The 21,544-nt window shown below is 41.0% G+C and carries 21 protein-coding genes; 18 read left to right on the top strand and 3 right to left on the bottom strand.

The window, feature by feature from the left end; translation table 11 throughout:
- Positions 1-30 precede the first annotated feature (30 nt).
- The 4 genes from QFZ72_RS23450 (at position 31) to QFZ72_RS23435 (ending at position 5,497) form a co-directional block, all read left to right on the top strand.
- A complete protein-coding gene (locus tag QFZ72_RS23450) occupies positions 31-1,080 on the top strand; it encodes a carbamoyl phosphate synthase small subunit (RefSeq protein ID WP_307438283.1) in 1,050 nt (349 codons plus the stop codon).
- On the top strand, positions 1,073-4,156 hold the full coding sequence (locus QFZ72_RS23445; protein WP_307438281.1) for a carbamoyl-phosphate synthase (glutamine-hydrolyzing) large subunit: 3,084 nt from the start codon (positions 1,073-1,075) through the stop codon (positions 4,154-4,156). The genes QFZ72_RS23450 and QFZ72_RS23445 overlap by 8 nt, the downstream gene beginning before the upstream one ends.
- Entirely contained in the window at positions 4,153-5,106 is a 954-nt protein-coding gene (argF, locus tag QFZ72_RS23440; protein ID WP_307438279.1) for an ornithine carbamoyltransferase, read from the top strand. The genes QFZ72_RS23445 and argF overlap by 4 nt, the downstream gene beginning before the upstream one ends.
- Positions 5,107-5,317: 211 nt before the next feature.
- On the top strand, positions 5,318-5,497 hold the full coding sequence (locus QFZ72_RS23435) for a YjzC family protein (RefSeq protein WP_223440358.1): 180 nt from the start codon (positions 5,318-5,320) through the stop codon (positions 5,495-5,497).
- A gap of 70 nt (positions 5,498-5,567) precedes the next feature.
- Here the strand turns inward: QFZ72_RS23435 and QFZ72_RS23430 are convergent, their stop codons facing one another.
- On the bottom strand, positions 5,568-5,753 hold the full coding sequence (locus QFZ72_RS23430) for a YjzD family protein (RefSeq protein ID WP_307438276.1): 186 nt from the start codon (positions 5,751-5,753) through the stop codon (positions 5,568-5,570).
- Between the two features lie 203 nt (positions 5,754-5,956).
- Here QFZ72_RS23430 and QFZ72_RS23425 point away from each other — a divergent pair, with 203 nt between their 5' ends.
- The 4 genes from QFZ72_RS23425 (at position 5,957) to QFZ72_RS23410 (ending at position 8,903) form a co-directional block, all read left to right on the top strand.
- Positions 5,957-6,688: a hypothetical protein gene (locus QFZ72_RS23425; RefSeq protein ID WP_307438274.1), complete on the top strand. Its 732-nt coding sequence runs from the start codon at positions 5,957-5,959 to the stop codon at positions 6,686-6,688.
- A gap of 92 nt (positions 6,689-6,780) precedes the next feature.
- Positions 6,781-7,632, top strand: coding sequence for an NAD-dependent epimerase/dehydratase family protein (locus tag QFZ72_RS23420; protein ID WP_307438272.1), 852 nt, complete (start codon positions 6,781-6,783; stop codon positions 7,630-7,632).
- A 120-nt stretch (positions 7,633-7,752) separates the two neighbouring features.
- On the top strand, positions 7,753-8,703 hold the full coding sequence (locus QFZ72_RS23415; RefSeq protein WP_307438270.1) for a BMP family ABC transporter substrate-binding protein: 951 nt from the start codon (positions 7,753-7,755) through the stop codon (positions 8,701-8,703).
- A 14-nt stretch (positions 8,704-8,717) separates the two neighbouring features.
- Positions 8,718-8,903, top strand: coding sequence for a ComZ family protein (locus tag QFZ72_RS23410; RefSeq protein WP_223440367.1), 186 nt, complete (start codon positions 8,718-8,720; stop codon positions 8,901-8,903).
- Between the two features lie 73 nt (positions 8,904-8,976).
- Here the strand turns inward: QFZ72_RS23410 and rsgA are convergent, their stop codons facing one another.
- Both rsgA and QFZ72_RS23400 read right to left on the bottom strand, forming a co-directional pair.
- Positions 8,977-9,984, bottom strand: a complete 1,008-nt coding sequence (gene rsgA, locus QFZ72_RS23405; RefSeq protein WP_307438267.1) for a ribosome small subunit-dependent GTPase A — start codon at positions 9,982-9,984, stop codon at positions 8,977-8,979.
- A gap of 232 nt (positions 9,985-10,216) precedes the next feature.
- A complete protein-coding gene (locus QFZ72_RS23400; protein ID WP_307438265.1) occupies positions 10,217-10,474 on the bottom strand; it encodes a hypothetical protein in 258 nt (85 codons plus the stop codon).
- Positions 10,475-10,640: 166 nt separating this feature from the next.
- On the opposite strand from QFZ72_RS23400, the gene QFZ72_RS23395 reads away from it, so the two are divergent.
- The 10 genes from QFZ72_RS23395 to QFZ72_RS23350 all read left to right on the top strand — a co-directional run bounded on the left by QFZ72_RS23395 (position 10,641) and on the right by QFZ72_RS23350 (position 21,525).
- A complete protein-coding gene (locus QFZ72_RS23395) occupies positions 10,641-11,573 on the top strand; it encodes a beta-ketoacyl-ACP synthase III (protein ID WP_307438263.1) in 933 nt (310 codons plus the stop codon).
- Between the two features lie 36 nt (positions 11,574-11,609).
- Positions 11,610-12,851 (top strand): beta-ketoacyl-ACP synthase II, encoded by a 1,242-nt coding sequence (fabF, locus tag QFZ72_RS23390; RefSeq protein ID WP_307438261.1) that lies wholly within the window; start codon positions 11,610-11,612, stop codon positions 12,849-12,851.
- A 123-nt stretch (positions 12,852-12,974) separates the two neighbouring features.
- On the top strand, positions 12,975-13,760 hold the full coding sequence (locus tag QFZ72_RS23385; RefSeq protein WP_307438259.1) for a DUF2268 domain-containing putative Zn-dependent protease: 786 nt from the start codon (positions 12,975-12,977) through the stop codon (positions 13,758-13,760).
- A 213-nt stretch (positions 13,761-13,973) separates the two neighbouring features.
- A complete protein-coding gene (locus QFZ72_RS23380; protein ID WP_307438257.1) occupies positions 13,974-14,960 on the top strand; it encodes an ABC transporter ATP-binding protein in 987 nt (328 codons plus the stop codon).
- Positions 14,957-15,973 carry an ABC transporter ATP-binding protein gene (locus tag QFZ72_RS23375; RefSeq protein WP_307438255.1) on the top strand — a complete coding sequence of 339 codons (1,017 nt, stop codon included), beginning with the start codon at positions 14,957-14,959 and terminating at the stop codon, positions 15,971-15,973. The genes QFZ72_RS23380 and QFZ72_RS23375 overlap by 4 nt, the downstream gene beginning before the upstream one ends.
- 106 nt (positions 15,974-16,079) lie before the next feature.
- Positions 16,080-17,735 carry a peptide-binding protein gene (locus QFZ72_RS23370; protein ID WP_307438253.1) on the top strand — a complete coding sequence of 552 codons (1,656 nt, stop codon included), beginning with the start codon at positions 16,080-16,082 and terminating at the stop codon, positions 17,733-17,735.
- A 160-nt stretch (positions 17,736-17,895) separates the two neighbouring features.
- Entirely contained in the window at positions 17,896-18,846 is a 951-nt protein-coding gene (locus QFZ72_RS23365) for an ABC transporter permease (RefSeq protein WP_307438251.1), read from the top strand.
- 14 nt (positions 18,847-18,860) lie between these two features.
- Complete coding sequence (gene opp4C / locus QFZ72_RS23360; RefSeq protein WP_307438249.1) at positions 18,861-19,778, top strand: oligopeptide ABC transporter permease; 918 nt, start codon at positions 18,861-18,863, stop codon at positions 19,776-19,778.
- A 535-nt stretch (positions 19,779-20,313) separates the two neighbouring features.
- The gene (locus QFZ72_RS23355) at positions 20,314-21,060 is read left to right on the top strand and encodes a YjbA family protein (protein ID WP_307438247.1); all 747 of its coding nucleotides are present in this window, start codon (positions 20,314-20,316) and stop codon (positions 21,058-21,060) included.
- 135 nt (positions 21,061-21,195) lie between these two features.
- Positions 21,196-21,525 carry an STAS domain-containing protein gene (locus QFZ72_RS23350; protein ID WP_307438245.1) on the top strand — a complete coding sequence of 110 codons (330 nt, stop codon included), beginning with the start codon at positions 21,196-21,198 and terminating at the stop codon, positions 21,523-21,525.
- Positions 21,526-21,544: the final 19 nt, after the last annotated feature.

Here is a 21,544-nt window from a genome sequence, read left to right as displayed (position 1 = left end):
AAATAAAAATTCATTACGAGGTGAATGAAAATGAGCGGTTACCTGCTTCTAGAGGATGGCACAAGCTACAAAGGAAATCTGAACGGTGGCGACAGTGAGGGCGAGATCGTATTTTACACAGGCATGACAGGCTATCAAGAGGTGCTGACAGACCCCTCCTATCAAAATCAAATCATCGTATTTACTTATCCTTTGATCGGCAATTACGGCATAAATGCAGTTGACTTTGAAAGTGAGAGACCGCAAGTAAAAGGTGCCGTTTTTTACGAATGCTGTGAACATTTCTCTCATTATGAGGCCGCTTATAGTGTCAAAGAATACTTAAGCAAATGGAAGGTTCCATATATCAGTCATGTTGATACTAGATCCATCGTCAAACAGATCCGCAAAAACGGGACGATGAAAGCACAGCTCTCGGCAGATTGTTCAAAAATAATACAGAGTCAGCCGTTACCAAAGAAATTGCCTGAAATCGAACAGGGAATCACTACTCTTGGAGAAGGATCCATCCACGTTGCATTACTTGATTTCGGATTCAAAAAATCAATTCTGCAATCTTTTCTGAAGAGAAACTGCAAAGTAACGATTATTCCTTATACAGAGCTGAAGGAACTGGAACATATTCAGCCTGATGCAGTTGTTCTTTCAAATGGGCCTGGAGATCCGAAAGAACTTGAAGCCTATTTGCCTGCAATTAATAAGATTGCCGGCAGCTATCCAACACTCGGCATTTGTCTTGGGCATCAGCTCATTGCTCTAGCTTATGGAGGAGACACGATGAAGCTGCCGTTTGGGCATAGAGGAGCAAATCACCCTGTCATGGACCGGAAAAAAGGAAAAGTCTTTATGACATCTCAAAATCACAGCTATGTGGTAACGTCGAATCATCATAAAGAGTTCGGAGTCAGGTTTGTGAATGTGAATGATCAGTCGGTTGAGGGCATGTTTCATCAGACACTTCCGATTCTATCTGTTCAATTTCATCCAGAAGCACATCCCGGACCTGCCGAAAGTGAATATATCTTTGATGAATTTCTGGAAATGGTTCTAAACACAAGGAGAGAAATGGTATATGCCTAAACGTCATGATATAAATAGCATCTTAGTAATCGGCTCTGGCCCAATTATCATTGGCCAGGCTGCAGAGTTTGATTATTCCGGGACCCAGGGCTGCATTGCCTTGAAAGAAGAAGGCTACAAGGTCATTCTTGTGAACAACAATCCGGCAACAATTATGACGGATCATCAATACGCGGATGAGGTCTACTTTGAACCATTAACGGTAAAGAGTCTCACGAAAATTATTGAAAAAGAAAAACCGGATGGCCTGCTTGCAACTCTTGGAGGTCAAACGGGACTCAATTTGGCTGTAAAGCTCCATGAAGCCCGTGTCCTGCAAAAACATAACGTGCAAGTTCTGGGTACATCCGTCCAGTCGATCCAAATGGGAGAAGACAGAGAAAAATTCAGAAAACTGATGTATGATCTGAAACAGCCTGTACCTGCGAGCGAAATTGTAACTGGTGCAGAAGAAGCATTGGCCTTTGCAAAGGAAATTGGCTACCCGATTATCGTCCGCCCGGCATACACACTTGGTGGTAAGGGAGGCGGAATTGCGGATAACGAGCAGGAATTGATTGAATTGATGAAAAGCGGGTTAAGTGCAAGTCCGATTCATCAATGTCTAGTTGAAAAAAGCATCGCAGGATTTAAAGAGATTGAATATGAAGTCATGAGGGATGCAGCCAATACGTGTATAACTGTATGCAATATGGAAAATATCGATCCTGTCGGGATTCACACAGGGGATTCAATTGTAGTCGCTCCTTCACAAACTTTGACTGATCATGAATATCAAATGCTCCGGAGTGCTTCGTTAACCATCATTTCAGCTTTGAATGTAGTTGGGGGCTGCAACATACAATTTGCCCTTGATCCGGTAAGCAAGCAATATTACGTCATAGAGGTAAATCCGCGTGTCAGCCGTTCATCAGCTCTTGCCTCAAAAGCGACTGGCTATCCGATCGCAAAACTTGCGGCAAAACTTGCTGTTGGCTATACATTAAGCGAGCTTAAAAATCCATTGACACAGTCTACATTTGCAAGCTTTGAGCCTGCTCTTGATTATGTGGTCGTGAAATTCCCAAGATGGCCTTTTGATAAATTTAAAGACGCCGACCGCACTCTTGGTACAAAGATGAAAGCAACCGGTGAAGTGATGGCGATTGAGAGAAATCTCGAAGCGGCTATTCAAAAAGCAGTATCATCACTTGAACTCGGAAATATCGGAATATACTTTGAAGAGATATCACTGCTGTCGGATCTTCATCTTCTAAACATCATTAAAAAGGCAACAGATCAGCGTTTCTTTGCCATTATAGAGCTGTTAAGAAGAGGTGAAAGCTTAAACGTCATTCATAAGGAAACAGGAATTGATTATTATTTTCTAAACAGCTTTCTCTCACTTGTCACATTGGAAAAACAGCTTAAATCAGAAACATTGCATCAGTTAACAAAAGACCTCCTTTCATATGCAAAGGAAAAAGGCTGTTCAGATGAGTACCTCGCACATTGTTTAAATGAAGATGAATCTGCTGTAAGAACTCTGAGAAAATCACAAGGCATCACAGCTAAATTTAAGCTGGTTGATACATGTGCAGCGGAATTTGAAGCAAGAACTAATTATTATTATTCAACATATTTCGGAGAATGCGAGCTTGAAAAAACGGCAAACCCAAGAAAAAAAGTACTGGTCCTTGGATCAGGTCCTATCCGCATCGGACAGGGAGTTGAGTTCGATTACAGCGCTGTGCAAGGAATCCAAGCCTTGCAGAAGCTTGGTTATGAAGCGATTATGATCAACAATAATCCTGAAACAGTCAGCACAGATTTTGAAACTGGAGACCGTCTGTACTTTGAGCCGCTGACAGTCGAACACGTACTGAATGTGATTGAAGCTGAACAGATAGACGCAACGATCGTGCAATTTGGAGGACAAACCGCCATCAATCTTGCAGCTGGACTTGAGGAAAGCGGCGCAGTCCTTCTCGGAACAGATTCAGAAACACTTGATATTCTTGAAGAACGGGAGAAATTTTATCACCTATTAGATGAATTAGAGATTGCTCATCTGCCAGGGACAACTGCCCATAACGCAGAAGAAGCCATCATGGAAGCAGAAATAATCGGCTATCCTGTGTTAATCAGACCTTCTTACGTCATCGGGGGGAAAGGCATGATTGTGCTTGAGAATAAAGAGCTGCTTAAGAAGCAGGTTGAAAAAGCCGGCAATCAATCTTTTCCCATCTTAATTGACCGCTATGTCATAGGCCAGGAAGCAGAAATTGATCTCGTTGCAGACGGGGAAAGCATCCTTATTCCAGCAGTTATGGAGCATATTGAACCAGCTGGTGTGCATTCAGGAGACAGTATGGCGATTATCCCTTCCAAGAATATAAGTGATAAGCTGAAGCAAGACATGCATCTATCAGCTAAGAAAATTGTGAAGCAGCTTGGCTTTAAAGGAATCATGAATATCCAGTTCCTGATTCAAAACGAAAAGCTGTATGTCCTGGAAGTCAATCCAAGAGCAAGCCGGACAGCACCGATTGTCAGCAAGGTGATGGATGTCCCTATGATTGAACTTGCAGCAGGGATGCTGAATGGCGAAAAGCTGACACATGTTTATATAGAAGAAGAAAGACCTTATACGGCTGTTAAATATCCTGTTTTTTCCAGTCACGCCCTGCAAAATGTAGATCTTAAGCTAAGTCCTGAAATGAGATCAACGGGAGAAGGCTTGTGCCTTGCACCTACATTGAAGGAAGCGCTCGGAAAAGTGTTTGATGAAGATCGTGATAAGAGCGGCATCAGTATTTTTATGGATGAAATCGATTATACCCTGCTTCAAAAAGCAGAAGCCGCTGGATTGAAAACAGAAACTGAATCCTTTGAAAAATGGGCTGACACTGCTGAAAACGGCGTGTTTGTCAGTCTGAAAAATGAAGAATCCAGAGAAAAACGCCTGCTTGCAGCTGAAAAAGGAATAAAGGTGTTTTCAGATGCTTCATCCTTTATGGCTTACTTGAAAGCGGCACCTGACTATGAGGTTTATTCAATCAGAGAATTAACAAGAACGGGAGTGAACATGAAATGAGTTCTATAAAATTGGCACAAACGAAATCATCTGCACTATTGGGAAAAGATTGTTTGACCCTGCTTGATTATACGACTGAGGAAATCCTGCATCTGGTTGAAGAAGGCATACAAATGAAGAAATTTCCCATTCAATCGGTTCTGTCCGGAAAAATATTGGCCATGATTTTTGAAAAATCGTCAACTCGGACACGGGTTTCGTTTGAAGCTGGAATGCAGCAGCTAGGAGGCAGCGCGCTCTTTTTAAGCAGTCAGGATCTTCAATTGGGCCGGGGAGAAAGCATAGCTGATACAGCAAAAGTCCTTTCAGGTTATGTAGATGCCATTATGATCCGCACGTTTGAGCATGAAAAAGTAGAGGAGCTTGCCCTGCATGCTTCGATTCCCGTGATTAATGGACTGACAGATACTTTCCATCCATGTCAGGCCCTTGCAGATTTAATGACGATTCTGCAGCTGAAAAAATCGTTTAAAGGAACAAAGGTAGCTTACGTAGGTGATGGAAATAATGTGGCGCACTCCTTATTAATTGCATGTGCGAAGGTTGGAATGGATGCAGTCATCGCTCATCCAGAGGGTTATGGGCCAAATCCGCATGTGATGGAGAAAATAGCTGAGATCTGCAAACAGACAGGTGCTGTGATCACAGCCGTAACGAATCCCAAAGAGGCTGTTCACCAAGCAGATATCGTGTATTCAGATGTATGGACGAGTATGGGGCAGGAAAAAGAAAATGAAATCCGCCTCTCGGCTTTTAACGCCTATCAAATTAACGAAGAGCTAATGAGCTTCGCCAAAAAAGACAGTCATTTTCTTCACTGCCTGCCGGCTCATCGAGGTGAAGAGGTAACAGCGGAAATTATTGACGGAAACCAATCTGCCGTCTTTCAGCAGGCCGAAAACCGTCTGCATGTTCAAAAAGCGTTGCTGAAAGCGCTGCTGAACGGGTAGTTACTTCTAAGCTGTCATTGATCCGTTATAGATACTCCTTGAAATAGCAGCCAGATAATAAAAAGCGGATGGATCAGCGGTCTGATCCATCCGTTTTTTCATGCGAAAACAGTACAAGCAGCCTTGCAGGTAAATTTCTATTTCACATTACATGAATCATAAATGAATTGCCATACTAGTTAAAGAAGGAACCTTAAGGAGGGATCTTATTTTGGGGCAGCAGCATCGCTTTAGATCAGGTCAAAAAGCACCTAATAACGGCATCTACGTAGAAGTTGGAGAAACAGGCTCAATGGTCAAAAATCCGCAAAAAATTAAGCTTCAGGCAGGAGATCGTTTCCCTGAAACGTCAAATGATGACCGTCACTGGACGTATCAAAGAAAACCATAATAGTGAAACCCGAAAAAAAACCCTACTATCTATAGTAGGGTTTTTTGTGTGCAGAGTCGAAAATTAGGTATTAATGATGTCCATCTGCAGATCGGTCCGGCACAACTTCCCCGAGGATCAGGATGAGAACGGTTGCAACAACAGCAAGAATAGAAGCAGTAACAAAGTTATATGCAACACCTGTCATTGAAGAAACGACGTAAGCCATCATTTGCATTAATAAAAACGTCCAAAAAAATGTCCAAAAATAGCGCAATCTGTTCACCTCATTCTTCAAACAATTCTATGTCCATATTATCATACATAGATTGTGGAATAAAAGCTTTATTTACCCTTAAAGTTGACTATTTCTTGAACGTTCATTGCTGAATGATTAGGTATATATCCATTCGCTTTCACATGACCGAACATATCTTATATAAAGTGCTAAAAGTACGAAAGAAAGGTGGTGGGCAAACGATGGGAATTACAAAGCGGTTTTTTCAGCTGGAATCAGAATGGAACGTCATCCATTACCCTTATAAACCAAATGGATTCGCTGTCTTTATCATAGGCGACAAAACGCATTTCGTGGATGGTGATACGAGCTTTTGGCTGCAGCATTACGGCAGAAATCAGCTCCTTTCAATCTTGCTTGACGCAGGCTACACAGTTTTCACATCTAATCTTTACGGTGCGAATTGGGGCAGTCCAAAAGCGCTGAATCTTACAATGAAGATTTATCATATAATCATGAAAAAAGAAATTTTAAATGAGCGGGTTCATATTCTTTGTGAAGGAATGGGAGCTCTGATAGCGAAAGAATTTATGAAGATTTCTAACGAAAAAATTCGTTCTGTCGCAATGTTTAATCCATGTTTAAATCTGCAGGCCCACCTTGAAAAAGAAAGAGAAAACATGTTTTTTTATAAGAGACTGACGAAAGAAATAGCGAATGCATATGAAATAGACTCAAAAAAGATTAAAGACTTCAGTTTTGAATCAAGCTTTGACAGCACAAACCTCCCCGTTCATATATGGCAGAGAATGAATAGCATCACATACCCTTACCATGATCACAGCAAAATTTATGAAGACTTCAGAAGCAAGCAGGGCTCCCCGATCGACCTGACCTTTCATCTGGCTGATAATCAATACAGGCTAAATCATTCCGTAGTGAAATTTTTTAAAGAAAATGAAAAAAATTTATAAACAGATCGTTCCTGATGATACTGGGGACGATTCTTTTGTGCTGAAATTTTGCATACGATACTATAACGCTTCCTAAAAGGAGGAAAGGGATTATGAGAAAAGCATTAATTGCAGGATTCGGGCAATTTGTAGGTTTTGCTCTATGCAGCCGTCTGCTCGAAGAGGGCATCGGGGTTGATGGGTATATGAATAAGTATCAAGATGATCAAGAACAAAAAATAGCTGAAGAAAAAATGATGCTGATTGGCAGAAACGCGTTGTTTGAAAATATATCCTCAATCACAGAAGCGAAAGAAAATGATGTGATATTTTATTGCATTCAGGATCCAACAGATCAGGAGAATAGACACGATTCGAATTTATTAAAGGCTTGTGCTGATCTTTCAATTAAACAAAAAATCCCATTTATTCTCATTTCATCTGCTGAAGTATTCGGCGAGATGCAAAAGGAGATTGAAAAGGACACAGTTCCCGTTCCTTCAACCGAAAATGGCAAGGCTCATCTGAAGCAGGAGTCAGAAATCAGGTCGCTCTTTGGAGAATCTGAGCTATTTAAGATTGTCAGGTTTCCAGGAATTTATGGACCATGGCAGCCGCAATCAAGCTTTATTCACCAGTGCATCATTTCAAAGTTAACTGGAACAAAATCTGCAGCTGCTGTAAACGAAGAAAAAAGAGATATTCTTTATATCGATGATGCTGTCAGCACTCTATTGGATATTGCAATCGCATATCCTTTTAAGGAACCTGTTGTTCATCTCTCATCCATGAAAGAGGGCCAGTGGAGTGAAATAGTTGAATTATTTTCTGAAAAGGCCGATAGAAACCCTTCTTATAAGTTATCTAAGGATATCATCCACCCAGTTAATAATAGTGTTTCATTAGAAAGAGGGATACAGATACAAGCAGAATGGGTCAAGCAAAACCTGTATATTTACCAATAATTTTAGATAAAATTCAAGTTTTAATCGTTATTGGGAAATATATCCTTGTGCGATGAATTGTTTACAGTCTAAAATATAGGTGTAATCATGACTTGCACAAGCCAAAAGGAGTTGCTTGTAATGCTGAAGAAAAGTATTCTTTTCGCCATATGCTTTTTTTTTCTGACAGGATGCGGACAACCAAGGCAGAATGAACTTGAAAAAGTAGGCTTGCTTGTCCCGGATACAATCAGCGATCAAGTATGGGGCACGAAGGGATACAAAGGATTATTAAAAATACAATCAAGTTACGGTATCGAAGTTTTTTATAAAGAAGGGATGAATAACCAAGAAGTAGTTAGAGAAGCGGTAAAAGAGTTTTCGGGAAAAGGCGTCAATCTCATTTTCGGTCATGGCAGTGAATATGAAACTTTTTTTGCAGAATTGAATGAAGAATTTGATGATATTCATTTTGTCTTTTTCAATGGAGAGGCAAAGGGAGATAATATGACAAGCCTTAATTTTGACTCAAATGCTATGGGCTTTTTCGGGGGGATGATTGCCGGTGAAATGACAAAGACAAATAAAGTCGGTATACTGGCAGCTTATGAATGGCAGCCTGAAATTGATGGTTTTTATGAGGGTGCGAACTATCAGAATCCTGATGTTCAGGTTGAAATCCAGTATGTGCAAAGCTGGGATGATGTAAAAAGCGCCCTTAATCATACAGATGAAATGCTTTCAGAAGGCATAGATGTTGTATATCCTGCAGGCGATGGGTATAATGTACCTGTCATTGAGCGGATTAAAGAGAAAGGTTTGTATGCAATTGGTTTTGTTTCCGACCAGTCAGATCTTGGAGAAGCAACTGTCCTTACAAGCACGATCCAGCATGTAGACCGTTTATATGAGCTTGTTGCTGAAAAATATTTGAATGGTGAGCTTGAAAGCGGAAATTTGTATTTTGATTTTCAGGATGATGTCATTGAACTCGGCAAGTACAGTCCAAATGTGGACAAGGCCTTTCAAAATAAAATCCAAGAGCATATTGAAATATACAGGCAGACAGATAAGCTGCCTAATCAATTTTGAAAAGGAGAATCCATATGAACAACGAACCTAAAACATTAGAATTTATGCAAATCGCCATGAAATATCTTCCTGAAGCCAAAGCAAAGCTTGATGAAGCAGGCATAGAAATTACTGCTGACCATCTTCAGCCGATGATGGAACTGCTCACAAAAGTGATGAATGATGCTTACGAATTAGGGAAAAATGAAGCAGGCAAATAATGATAGAACCGCAGCAGAACATGCTGCGGTTTTATTATGTAAAAAAACCGGATATGATATCCGGTTTCATGGATTATTTCCTATTTGCTTTTTTTCGCTCTTTTTTCTCTATATAGGCTAGTTCTCTTTGCAGCTTGCGATAGCTTTGAAGTCGGGAGGCAGTTAAACGCCCTTCTTCTATTGCCTGGTTAATGGCGCATTTAGGTTCGTTCTGATGGCCGCAGTCTCTGAAAAAACAGGCTGGTGCAAGTGACTCAATGTCTTCAAAGCTATGTTGAAGTGATTCTGAATCCCAAAGCTGCAATTCTCTCATACCAGGTGTGTCAATCAGAAGTCCTTTTTGCGGAACGGCTATTAATTCGCGATACGTTGTTGTATGCCGGCCGCGGCTATCGTCTGCCCGCACTTCGCCGGTCGTCTGCCTTTCTGTTCCTATTAAGGCGTTTATCAATGTTGATTTACCTGCACCTGAGGAACCAACAAAAGCAGAGGTAGTACCTTCAGTAAAATAAGTTGAAAGCTGTTCAATACCGCTCTTTTCAAGCGCGCTTACAGGATGTACAGGGACTCCGAACGCTATGCTTTCCGCGGAACTTACAAATTCGTCCAATTCGCTGCAAAGATCTGATTTAGTTAATAAGATAACAGGGTTTGCCCCGCTTTCCCACGCCATGACAAGGTAACGCTCAAGTCTTCTTAGGTTAAAATCATGATTTAAAGCCATAACAATGAAGAGATTATTTATATTAGCGGCTATTAATTGCTCCGTCCCGCTTGTTCCTGCAGCTTTTCTCGATAGCTTGCTGAATCTGGGCAGCACGTGATGTATCGTAGCCTTCATTTCTTCTCTCATTGTGAGGGCAACCCAATCCCCGACTGCCGGATAATCCTCCTCCGAATAAGCTTCAAACCTGAACTTACCGGATAAAGACGCTAAAACCTCACCATGAGCAGTCATTACTCGATATAAGTGTTTATGCTCTAATGAGATCCGCCCGAATATAAGCGGCAGATAAGAAACACTTACTTCCTCTAAATAATCGTTCCAGCCTAAATGCTTTTTTCTATTGAATACATTCATTTTGGTCCTCCTGAACTGTTTCCTGAGTATGCAAAAAAACCATGAGCAGACACAGCCCATGGTTCCTTGATCAATCAATTCAGGTGAAAATGATCGTCATTCCGGAAGATGAACAACGGGCTGTGTATATGAAATTAACGGCATCCGTGCAATTGACTTTTTCATAAAACATCCCTCGCTCTCTCTTGGTTAATAATTCCATAATATGAAAATAATTTGGATTTGTAAACGTTTATTTTAATTTTTGTTTGAAATAATCCAAAATGGGGGAAAATTCCTTCATCACTGGCTTTAATTCTTTTAAAGAGTCCATAATATCATCAATTTGCATAAAAAGCTGAAAATAATCAGTCCCTGACTGAGGTTCCTGCTCATCTAGAGCGGGGCTTTCTTCAGCTTCCTCCTGTTTTATGCTCCGCTCTCTTTTTTCTCCAAACATAAAGGATGAGAAGAAATCTCCGGACTCTTCAGATCGTCTTTTTTCGCTCAACATAAACACCTCGCTTATTCTTGCTTATTAATACTGTATGTTTTGTTTAATAACTTGTACGGGGCAGGTGCGCAGATTTTTGATTGAAATTTTAAAAAAGATAGGATAAAATTAGTACCAGGTAATAATAATTGATTCTAAATACAAGATAAAAGGAGCTGCGTAAATGAGTGCAGGGATAATTGGAATCGGACGGTATAATCCAGAACGCGTTGTAACAAATGCAGATTTGGAGAAAATAATGGATACGTCAGATGAATGGATACGCACACGGACTGGTATTGAAGAGCGAAGACTTGCAAATGATGAAACAGATACTTCTGATATGGCCTATTATGCCGCAAAAAAAGCAATTGAGAATGCGGGAATAACAGCTGAAGATATAGATATGATTTTGGTGGCTACTGTCACACCTGATCAGCCCTTCCCATCTGTAGCATGTATGCTTCAGGAAAAATTGGGAGCAAAAAAAGTGGCTGCGATGGATTTGAGCGCAGCATGCGCGGGCTTTATGTACGGATTAATTACGGCCCAGCAATTTATTGAAACAGGTGCTTATCAAAATGTACTTGTAGTAGGAGTAGAAAAACTTTCAAAAATCACAGACTGGAATGACCGGAATACAGCTGTTCTTTTTGGAGATGGCGCCGGAGCGGCAGTCGTCAGTAACGTTACACCGGGCAAAGGTTTCCTTGCATTTGAGCTTGGATCAGACGGTTCTGGCGGAAAGCATCTCTATCAGGATGAAAAGCTTATTATGAATGGACGCGAGGTGTTTAAATTTGCGGTCAGACAAATGGGTGAATCCAGCGTAAATGTTATTGAAAAGGCAGGCCTTAAAAAGGAAGATGTCGATTACTTGATTCCGCATCAGGCAAACATCCGAATTATGGAAGCTGCCAGAGAACGTTTAGAACTGCCTGTGGAAAAAATGTCAAAAACGGTTCACAAGTATGGGAATACTTCTGCAGCATCTATTCCGATTTCTCTTGTTGAAGAATTGGAAGCAGGAACGATAAAAGACGGAGACGTCCTTGTTATGGTTGGTTTTGGCGGAGGTTTAACATGGGGAGCCATTGCCATGAGATGGGGCAAATAATAAATATTACAGCTAAGAAAGGTATGGTGTTTTTATATGAGTAAGAGGCGAGTTGTCATTACGGGTATGGGAGCAATTACTCCGATTGGAAATGATGTTGCATCAACATGGGAAAGCGCGGTAAATGGAAAGTCAGGCGTCGGTCCGCTTACCCGCATTGATTCAAATGACTATCCGGCTAAAGTAGCTGCGGAAATAAAAGATTTTGATGTTGAGAAATTTATCGATAAGAAGGAAGCCAGAAAAATGGACCGCTTCACTCAGTATGCGGTCGCAGCATCTTTCATGGCCGTACGTGATGCCAATCTTGAAATTACAGAAGAAATCGCTCCGCGCGTTGGCGTTTGGATCGGTTCTGGAATCGGCGGTATGGAAACCTTTGAAAATCAGTTTGAAACTCTTCTTACTAAAGGCGCTAGACGCGTTAGTCCATTTTTCGTTCCAATGATGATTCCGGATATGGCAGCAGGACAGGTTTCAATTGCTTTAGGTGCAAAAGGCTTTAATTCCTGTACAGTGACAGCATGTGCTACTGGCACAAATTCCATTGGCGATGCTTTTAAAGTTATTGAACGGGGAGATGCTGATGTCATGATTTCCGGAGGAACAGAGGCGCCAATTACCAGAATGGCATTTGCAGGTTTCTGTGCAAGCAAAGCTCTTTCAACAAATCCGGATCCTGCAACAGCAAGCAGACCATTCGATGCAAATCGCGATGGATTTGTCATGGGTGAAGGAGCAGGGATTTTAGTCCTGGAAGAACTTGAACACGCCCTTGCCCGCGGAGCAGAAATTTATGCAGAAATCGTCGGCTATGGCGCAACAGGAGATGCCCACCACATTACAGCTCCTGCTCCGGGCGGGGAAGGCGGCGTCCGTGCAATGAGAATGGCCATAGAAAACGGCGGACTTTCACCTGAAGACGTTGATTATGTGAATGCTCATGGAACAAGCACATCCTACAATGACAAGTTTGAGACGCTTGCCATTAAAGAGGTTTTTGGAGAGCATGCTTATAAGCTTGCTGTTTCATCAACTAAATCAATGACAGGCCACTTGCTTGGAGCAGCAGGCGGAGTTGAAGCGATTCTTTCTATTCTTGCAATCAAAGAAGGCATCATCCCTCCTACTATAAATTACAGCGAAAAAGATCCTGAGTGCGACCTGGATTATGTGCCGAATGAAGCGAGAAAAGCAGAAGTGAATGTGGCTCTCAGCAATTCACTTGGATTTGGCGGACATAACGCAACGATTATTTTCAAAAAATACGAGCAGTAAAACGGAAAAGTCAGCTTAGCTGGCTTTTTTTGTTTTGACGGAATGATAGATCGCAGGGGATGCTCATCCATTCACTTCCTCAAACACACCTTCATAAGATACGGCAGGAGGGAGTGGGGTTCCGTGACGGTCGTCAAAACAAACGAATGGCTGGAACAATCTGCAGATCATATGATAATTTGCGAGAGGCTGAAACCGTACTTTCATAAAAATAATCCTGAGGACATCAGCAAATATCTTCATGCATTTGGAATGTTCAGAGAAGAGCAGACTGGTCAAAGCTTGTATTCAGATTTAAAAAAGAACAAAGTTTGGGAGTTTGTAAAATCAGATGAATCTGCTTTGAAAAAAGAGTGGGGCGGCCCAGATGTGCCGATTTTTATTTTGCCGGCAGATGCAGGAAACCGGAAGATGAGAAATGAATATGGAGGGAAATCAGGCCTGGCTTTTCATGATAAGCTTTTTTTATTTTTATCCGATAACAGCAAAAAAGAGATCCAGAGCATCCTCACGCATGAGTACCATCATGTATGCAGACTTGCAAAGGACCCTAAAAAAGAAAAGGACTATACGCTGATTGATGCTGTCATTCTTGAAGGTCTTGCTGAGAATGCTGTTCGGGAGAGAATGGGGGAAGAGTTTACCGGTTCATGGACAAAACGTTATTCAAAAGAGCAAGTTTCTCAATTCTATCAAACAATCATTGAACCTAATCAGGATTTAAAAAGAGACTCGCGCAAGTTCTCTCAATTGATGTTTGGAACTGGCTTTTATCCAAAAATGCTTGGGTATGCAGCAGGTTATCATATCGTCAAATGTTACATGGAGATGACAAAAACGAATATTAAAGATTTATTCGCCATTTCTTCAGAGGAAATAGTGAAAAAGTCATTGATTAAACCCAATTAAGGGTTTTTTTATTGGCATTTTTTCCTAGTAATGATGGAATTATTAATATAAAATTACATTTTTTTAAATATTAGCTTGATTTTGTAAAACTTTTGTAATACTATACAAATATATATTTTTCTGACTATTCTATTAATACAAAAGGTTATGATGATTTGTAAAATTAAGTTTTTCGAGCGATTTATCTTTTACATCATAGGGCGGTGAAGGGTATTGTCAGTACTGTTGGAAGTTAAAAATCTAAAAACCTATTTCTACAAAAAGAAACAAGCAGTCCCGGCTGTGGACGGTGTTGACTTAAAGATACATAAAGGCGAGACGGTTGCACTAGTAGGAGAATCTGGTTCAGGTAAAAGCATCACTTCTTTATCGATTATGGGACTTGTTCCAAGCCCTGGCGGCAAAATTGTTGATGGAGAGATCTTATTAAATGGCAAAGACTTGGTGAAGTTACCTGAAAAAGATTTGTGTAAAGTCCGCGGAAATGATATATCGATGATCTTTCAGGAGCCGATGACCTCTTTGAATCCGGTGCTTACAATCGGAGATCAGATTACAGAAGTGCTTATGTATCATCAAAAACTTCCAAAAAATCAAGCTGTTAAAAAAGCAATTGAGTTACTTAGATTAGTAGGTTTCTCTCGTGCGGATGAAATCATCAATGATTATCCCCACAGATTATCAGGCGGTATGCGCCAGCGTGTCATGATCGCCATTGCCATGAGCTGCAATCCGAAGCTGCTTATAGCAGACGAGCCAACAACAGCACTGGATGTAACCATTCAGGCGCAAATTCTTGATTTGATGAAGGACGTCAGTCAAAAATTTGATACTAGTATTCTATTAATCACTCATGACCTGGGGGTTGTATCTGAAATTGCAGAGCGGGTAGTTGTTATGTATTGCGGTCAGGTGGTAGAAGAAGCTTCTGTGGATGACTTGTTCAATGAGCCTCTCCATCCGTATACACAAGGATTAATGGAGTCCATTCCTTCCATCGATGGAGATATAGAAAAGCTTAATTCGATTCCGGGAAACGTTCCGACTCCCGATAATCTGCCAGCGGGCTGCAGATTTGCTCCAAGATGCCCGAAAGCATTTGACAAATGCTTCAGTGCACTTCCCGCGTTAACGGAAAAATCAGCTCATCGCTCTGTCCGCTGCTTTTTATACGATGATGAGGAGGCCGCTGTTCAATGAAAGTAGTAGACGCAGAAAAAAAAATACCGCTTCTGAAACCGGATGAAACCATCCTTCAGCTGATAGATGTTCAAAAGCACTTTCCGATCAAAGCAGGGATTCTCCAGAGGACAGCAGGACATGTAAAAGCTGTTGACGGCATTAATTTAACAGTAAAAAAAGGTGAAACAATTGGAATTGTAGGAGAATCAGGCTGCGGAAAGTCTACAGCAGGACGCACCATTATCCGCCTGTATGAACCGACAGGCGGCAAAATTATTTTTGACGGCCAGGATATTTCACATTTACCCGAAAGTGAACTCCGCAAAACCGTCCGCAAAAATATTCAAATGGTGTTTCAGGATCCATTCGCTTCTTTGAATCCAAGAAAAACACTCGGTTCCATCATTAAAGAACCAATGGATACACATGGTTTATATAAAGGAAGAGAGCGATTAGAGAGAGTGGAAGAGCTGCTTGAAAAAGTAGGTTTAAACGCCTCTTTCATTAACCGCTATCCGCATGAATTTTCCGGGGGACAGAGGCAGAGAATTGGCATTGCAAGAGCCATCGCCCTGAATCCGCAAATGGTTATTGCTGATGAAGCAGTTTCAGCGCTTGATGTTTCCATTCAGGCTCAAATTATTAACCTGCTAGAAGATCTTCAGGATGAGTTTAACTTAACATATATGTTCATCTCGCATGATTTAAGTGTAGTCCGCCATATCAGTGACCGTGTGGGCGTTATGTACCTTGGTAAAATGATGGAGCTTGCAGACAAGCACAGTCTCTATTCAGAGCCTCTCCATCCTTATACTCAAGCCCTTTTGTCCGCTGTGCCAGTTCCGAGAAAAGCAGGTCAGGCCAGACGTGAGCGCATCGTTTTAAAAGGAGAGCTTCCAAGCCCGGCCAATCCGCCGCAAGGCTGTGTTTTCCATACAAGATGTCCTGCTGCTACAAGCGCATGCCGCGAAGCGGTACCTCAATTTAAAGAAGTAAAGAAAAATCATTTTGTTGCCTGCCACCTATACTGATGGCAGGATCAGCATATAATCACCTTCTTGAAGGGAGGAGATGGACCAACAATAATATGCATGTTAAGAAAACTAAAAATTCAAATTTTCGAGGGGGAAATACGAAGTGAAACAACGTAAAAGTTTATTAACATTACTCAGCTTATTGTTAGTTTTCTCTTTGTTCTTAGCTGCTTGTAATAGTGGCGCAGGCGAAAAAACACCTGCTTCAGGATCAGGCGGAAAAGAAGATAAACCGGCTGAAGATGCAGGCGAACCGCAAATGGGCGGAGATTTAGTCGTTGGTTCAATTGGAGGACCAACATTGTTCAACCCTATGTATTCTACAGATGCTTCAAGCTCTGATATCGAAGGCTTCATTTTTGACGGTCTTGTAAGCTCAGACACTGAGTTTAACCCGACTTTGCACTTGGCTGAAAAAATTGATACGTCTGAAGATGGATTAACATACACTGTAAAAATCAGAGAAGATGTTAAATTCCATGACGGCGAACAGCTTACTGCTGATGACGTAGTATTTACATACGGCATCCCTAAGAGCCCTGACTATGTTGGTGAGCGCGGTTCTTCTTTTGAATCTTTAGAGTCTGTAACGAAAAAAGGCGACTATGAAGTTGAGTTTAAGCTTTCTAAGAAAGATGCTTCTTTCTATCCTGTAGCACTTAGCTACGGAATCCTTCCTGAGCACATCCTTGGAAAAGTTCCGGTTGGTGAGCTTGGTGAAAACGAATTCAACACAAAATCTCCAATCGGTACTGGACCATTCAAATTCGTTGAGTGGAAAGACGGAGAATATGTAAAAGTGGAGAAAAACCCTGAGTATTTCTTGGGCGAGCCATACTTAGATTCAATCACATACAAAATTGTTCCTGACCAGGATGCATTATTAGCACAGCTTCAAGCTGGCGATGTGGATTTCACTGAAGTTCCAGGCACTGATATTGAAACAGTTAAAAGCACGTTCAGCGGCGTGAAAGTTGAGTCTGGCCTTGGTCTTTCTTACACTTATATCGGCTGGAACCAAAAGAACGACCTCTTCAAAGACGTGAAAGTGCGTCAAGCTTTAACAATGGCACTTGACAGAGAATCAATGGTTGCTTCTGTTATGAACGGTGACGGAGAAGTTGCACACGTTCCTGAAAGCCCGCTTTCTTTTGCTTACAGCGACGATGTAGCAAAATTCTCTTTTGACCAGGAGAAAGCTAAATCATTATTAAAAGAAGCTGGCTGGGAAGATACTGACGGCGACAAAATCTTAGACAAAGACGGCAAAAAATTCTCATTCTCTTTAAAAACGAACCAAGGCAACAAAATCCGTGAAGACATCGCTGTAGTTGTTCAGCAGCAATTAAAAGAAATCGGCATTGAAGTAAAGCCTGAGATCATTGAATTCTCTGCTTTCATCGAGCAAGTTTCTGCACCAAACTGGGATTTTGATGCAATGATCTTAGGATGGAGCTTGTCAACATTCCCTGATCAATATGACATTTTCCACTCAAGCCAAATTGCTGAAGGCTTAAACATGATTGATTACAAAAACGAAGAAGCAGATAAGTTAATGGAAGAAGCGAAACAAATTCTTGACCAAGATGAGTATGCTGCAAAACATGCTGACATCTACAAATTAATCACAGAAGATCAGCCATACACATTCTTGTACTATCCTAACGTTCACCGCGTAATGCCTGAAAACTTACAAGGCTATGAGTTCAACGCTAAGAGCGAATACTACAACATCCACAAATGGTGGTTAAAACAGTAATCATTCATTGATTGCTGCAGCACTTCGGGGAAACTTGCAGAGGGAAGGGAATACTCCCTTCCCTCGTTTTTTATGAATTTGAAAATTGAACGGGTCTGCTGAGTATTTTGGACATTGTTTTTATTTATAGAAAAATGAGAAGGAAAGGGGAGAACTAGCTGTGCTTACTTATATCATCCGCCGTACATTAATGGCTATTCCCTTATTATTAGGCATCACCATTATCTCTTTTGCGATCATACGACTAGCTCCAGGAGATCCTACAACCTTATTAATGGATCCATCAATAAGTCCTGCCGATAAAGCAAAATTTATGGAGAAATACGGATTAAATGATCCTGTGCACATCCAATATTTAAAATGGCTTGGAAGCATGGTGCAAGGAGATTTTGGCACATCATTGATCCGTAAAGGTGTACCTGTAAGTGAAATGATTATGAACCGTTTGCCAAACACTTTGCTGTTAATGGTTGTATCTACAGTACTGGCATTAGTGATTGCCATCCCGTTTGGAATCATTTCAGCAGCAAGACCATACACAAAAGTTGATTATACTGTTTCTGTCACTTCCTTTTTGGGACTTGCCACACCGAATTTCTGGCTCGGTTTAATCTTGATTATGGTATTTTCCGTTCAGCTTAATTGGTTCCCGACAGGAGGGACCTCCACCTTGAATGCCGAATTCAGCGTGTGGGACAGAATCCACCATCTCATGCTGCCTGCATTTGTATTAGCCTCCGCCGATATGGCTGGACTAACCAGGTATTCAAGGTCAAGTATGTTTGATGTCCTTAAGCAGGATTACATGAGAACCGCACGTGCAAAGGGCTTCAGAGAATCAAAGGTCATCATCAAGCATGGTGTCCGCAACGGGTTAATTCCGATTATCACGATTTTTGGATTAATGATCCCTTCTTTCATCGGCGGAGCCGTAGTCGTTGAGAAAATCTTCTCATGGCCTGGCATTGGTCTATTATTTATTGATTCAGCTTTCCAGCGTGATTATCCTGTCATTATGGCTTTAACTGTTATCTCTGCTGTATTTGTAGTCATCGGAAACTTAATTGCGGATATTCTTTACGCAATTTTTGATCCGAGAATTGAGTATTAGGAAGGGGGAGCAAAATGGCACAAACAAACCTAACACCGGAAACTTCTAATCAGCTGGCGGTTCATGGGAATTTAAAGGCGAACCCTGATACACTAACGAAAATATTTTTCAGGAAATTTTATAAAAATAAACTGGCCGTATTTGGAGCGATATTTCTTTTTCTTGTCATTTCCGCTGCAATTTTTGCACCAGTCCTTGCCCCATATTCTCCTGAAAGTCAGGATCTTATGAAAAAATTAGTCCCTCCAGGAGGAGAAAATATTCTTGGAACTGACCGTTTTGGCCGGGATTTGCTTACACGCTTGCTATATGGAGCACAAGTCTCGCTGCTGGTTGGATTTGCATCTGTTCTTGGTTCCATTACTATTGGAACTGTCATCGGTGCGATTGCCGGATATTTCGGGGGAATCGTTGATTCGATTTTAATGAGATTTGTAGATATCGTATTATCTATTCCGCAGATTTTCTTGCTTATTACACTAGTAACGATTTTTAATCCTGGTGTAGACAAGCTGATTATCATTTTTGCTGTACTGGGCTGGACAACAACAGCACGCCTTGTCCGAGGGGAGTTTTTATCTCTTCGTACCCGTGAGTTCGTGCTGGCATCTAAAACAATCGGAACCAAAAGCTTTAAAATTATTTTCTCGCATATCCTGCCAAATGCGATTGGACCGATCATAGTTTCAGCGACGTTATCTGTAGGCGGGGTTATCCTTGCTGAATCAACATTAAGCTATCTTGGACTTGGCATTCAGCCGCCTGTTCCAAGCTGGGGGAACATGCTTCAGGATGCGCAGAACTTTACAATTTTGCTGACAGCTCCGTGGTACCCGTTATTCCCGGGCTTATTGATCCTCTTTACAGTCCTTGCCTTTAACTTTGTAGGAGACGGGCTGCGGGATGCACTCGATCCAAAAGTGAATGAATAAGGCAGTGTAGTCAAGAATTTATTCTTGACTCAGGCTGTCGACAAAGTCGGCAGCTATTTTCTTTATCTAGATGAGGTTCAAGATATAGTATGATTTTTTTGAATAGATATCAATATATGCAAAATTCAAGAAACAAAAACCCCTTTTTCTTCAATAATTTCTCTGGAAAAGGGGTTTGTCTACACTCTGAGTCAAGAATTTATTCTTGACTATTTTTTATGGCTTGGTTCAGATCAAAGTATTGAGCGATTTTACTGCTTCAAGGATAAAAACGTATTTTTTGCTGATAGAAATGCATTTTACTGTATTACCCGAATTTTCGTTTAGACTAATAGAACATAAATTTTCACTGATACAATTTCATTATTACTGAGAAAACGAAAATACATAGGAAAACTCTAAGTGCAATTGACTATTAACAGGACTTGCTCAAAAATTGTCGAAAGAAAACATCCATAAAATGAATGGAATGGAATATATTTTCTTCTCCCTGCCTATACTGAAAGACAAAAGCATCGGAAGTGAGGGGTAATAAATGTTGTTTCTTCATGATGTATGGGTGAACTGGTTTGAAGGAGAAGAAAACGGGTACAATGTGTGCCATTTTCATGAATGGAGAAAAGATGACAGTGTTGAGCTTTTGGACCAGGTTCCTCTATTTAAAGTAAACTCGGTCTTATACCATTATATTGAGAATGATCTGTCGGAGCTGCCGCAGGGACTGTTAAAAGATGCCTTTCAAAAAGCGTATATTCGCAAAAATCATGAGCGCAATCAGCTGGATTACTGTTTCGTCGTAACTGACGGACAGGGGATACTTGCAGTCGATACGATCGGCTACAGCATACCAGTCCGCAAAAGCCGGTTAATTCCGCGCCAGGAACAGCTTGTCTATGAAATGATTAAAGATGTTGAGGCAGAGGAATATTTGTTTGAGGCGGAATCGATGGAAAAGGAATTTCATATCCTGTCGCCAAGTCCGTCACATATGAGCGGTCTAACAAGAAAAGAACGCCAGTTAAAACAGCTGCTGTTTATGGCCCTGGATCAGCTGCAGTCAACAAAAAATGCTGCTGAGGTTAAATACTGGTACACAGAGTGGAATCCGACAATGTATGAAACGATTCAAGACCTGAGCTTTGAGGACGTATGGAGAAAGCTTTACGATGAAACGGTAAGCGGCTGGAGTCCCAAGCATATGACGCTATGTGAACATCTGATAAAAGGACAGCCTTTCTTTGAGAAGCTGTGGGAAATGGAACATGAATCAAAAGTGAATTAGGACAAGCATTAATGAAAGAAACCAATTCTATATACAGAATATGGTTTCTTTTTTAATGTAAAAAAACGGTATGAACCGAAAAGGAATGGAAAAATAAACAGTATGCGACTATTAACGATTAGCGAGGGTTCATATATGAGCAGTGAAAAAGAACAAATTGCAGATTTACAGGCGGAAATTCTTGAACTTAAAAAGCAATTAGAAGCAAGTGCTGAGATTATAAATGAGATCTCTGTTCCGATTATCCCGTCCATTATTCCCGACACTATACTGGTGCCGATAACAGGAAGGCTTTCTTCTGAAAGGTTTGATCAGATTATCTCAAAAGTATTAGAGGTTTCCCATTCTGATGAAATCTCTACTGTTATTGTCGATTTTTCAGCGATCTCAGAAAAAGAAATATGGGAGCTTGATCTGTTTGGATCCTATATCCATAATATGAAGTCAGCAATCAAGCTGATGTAGGCTTTGGACCGGCTTTAAC

The sequence above is a fragment of the Bacillus sp. V2I10 genome, assembly GCF_030817055.1.
Lineage (GTDB): Bacteria > Bacillota > Bacilli > Bacillales > Bacillaceae > Bacillus_P.
The sequence above is the reverse complement of the archived record's forward strand: the minus strand, read 5'-3'. Positions and strand labels throughout refer to the sequence as shown.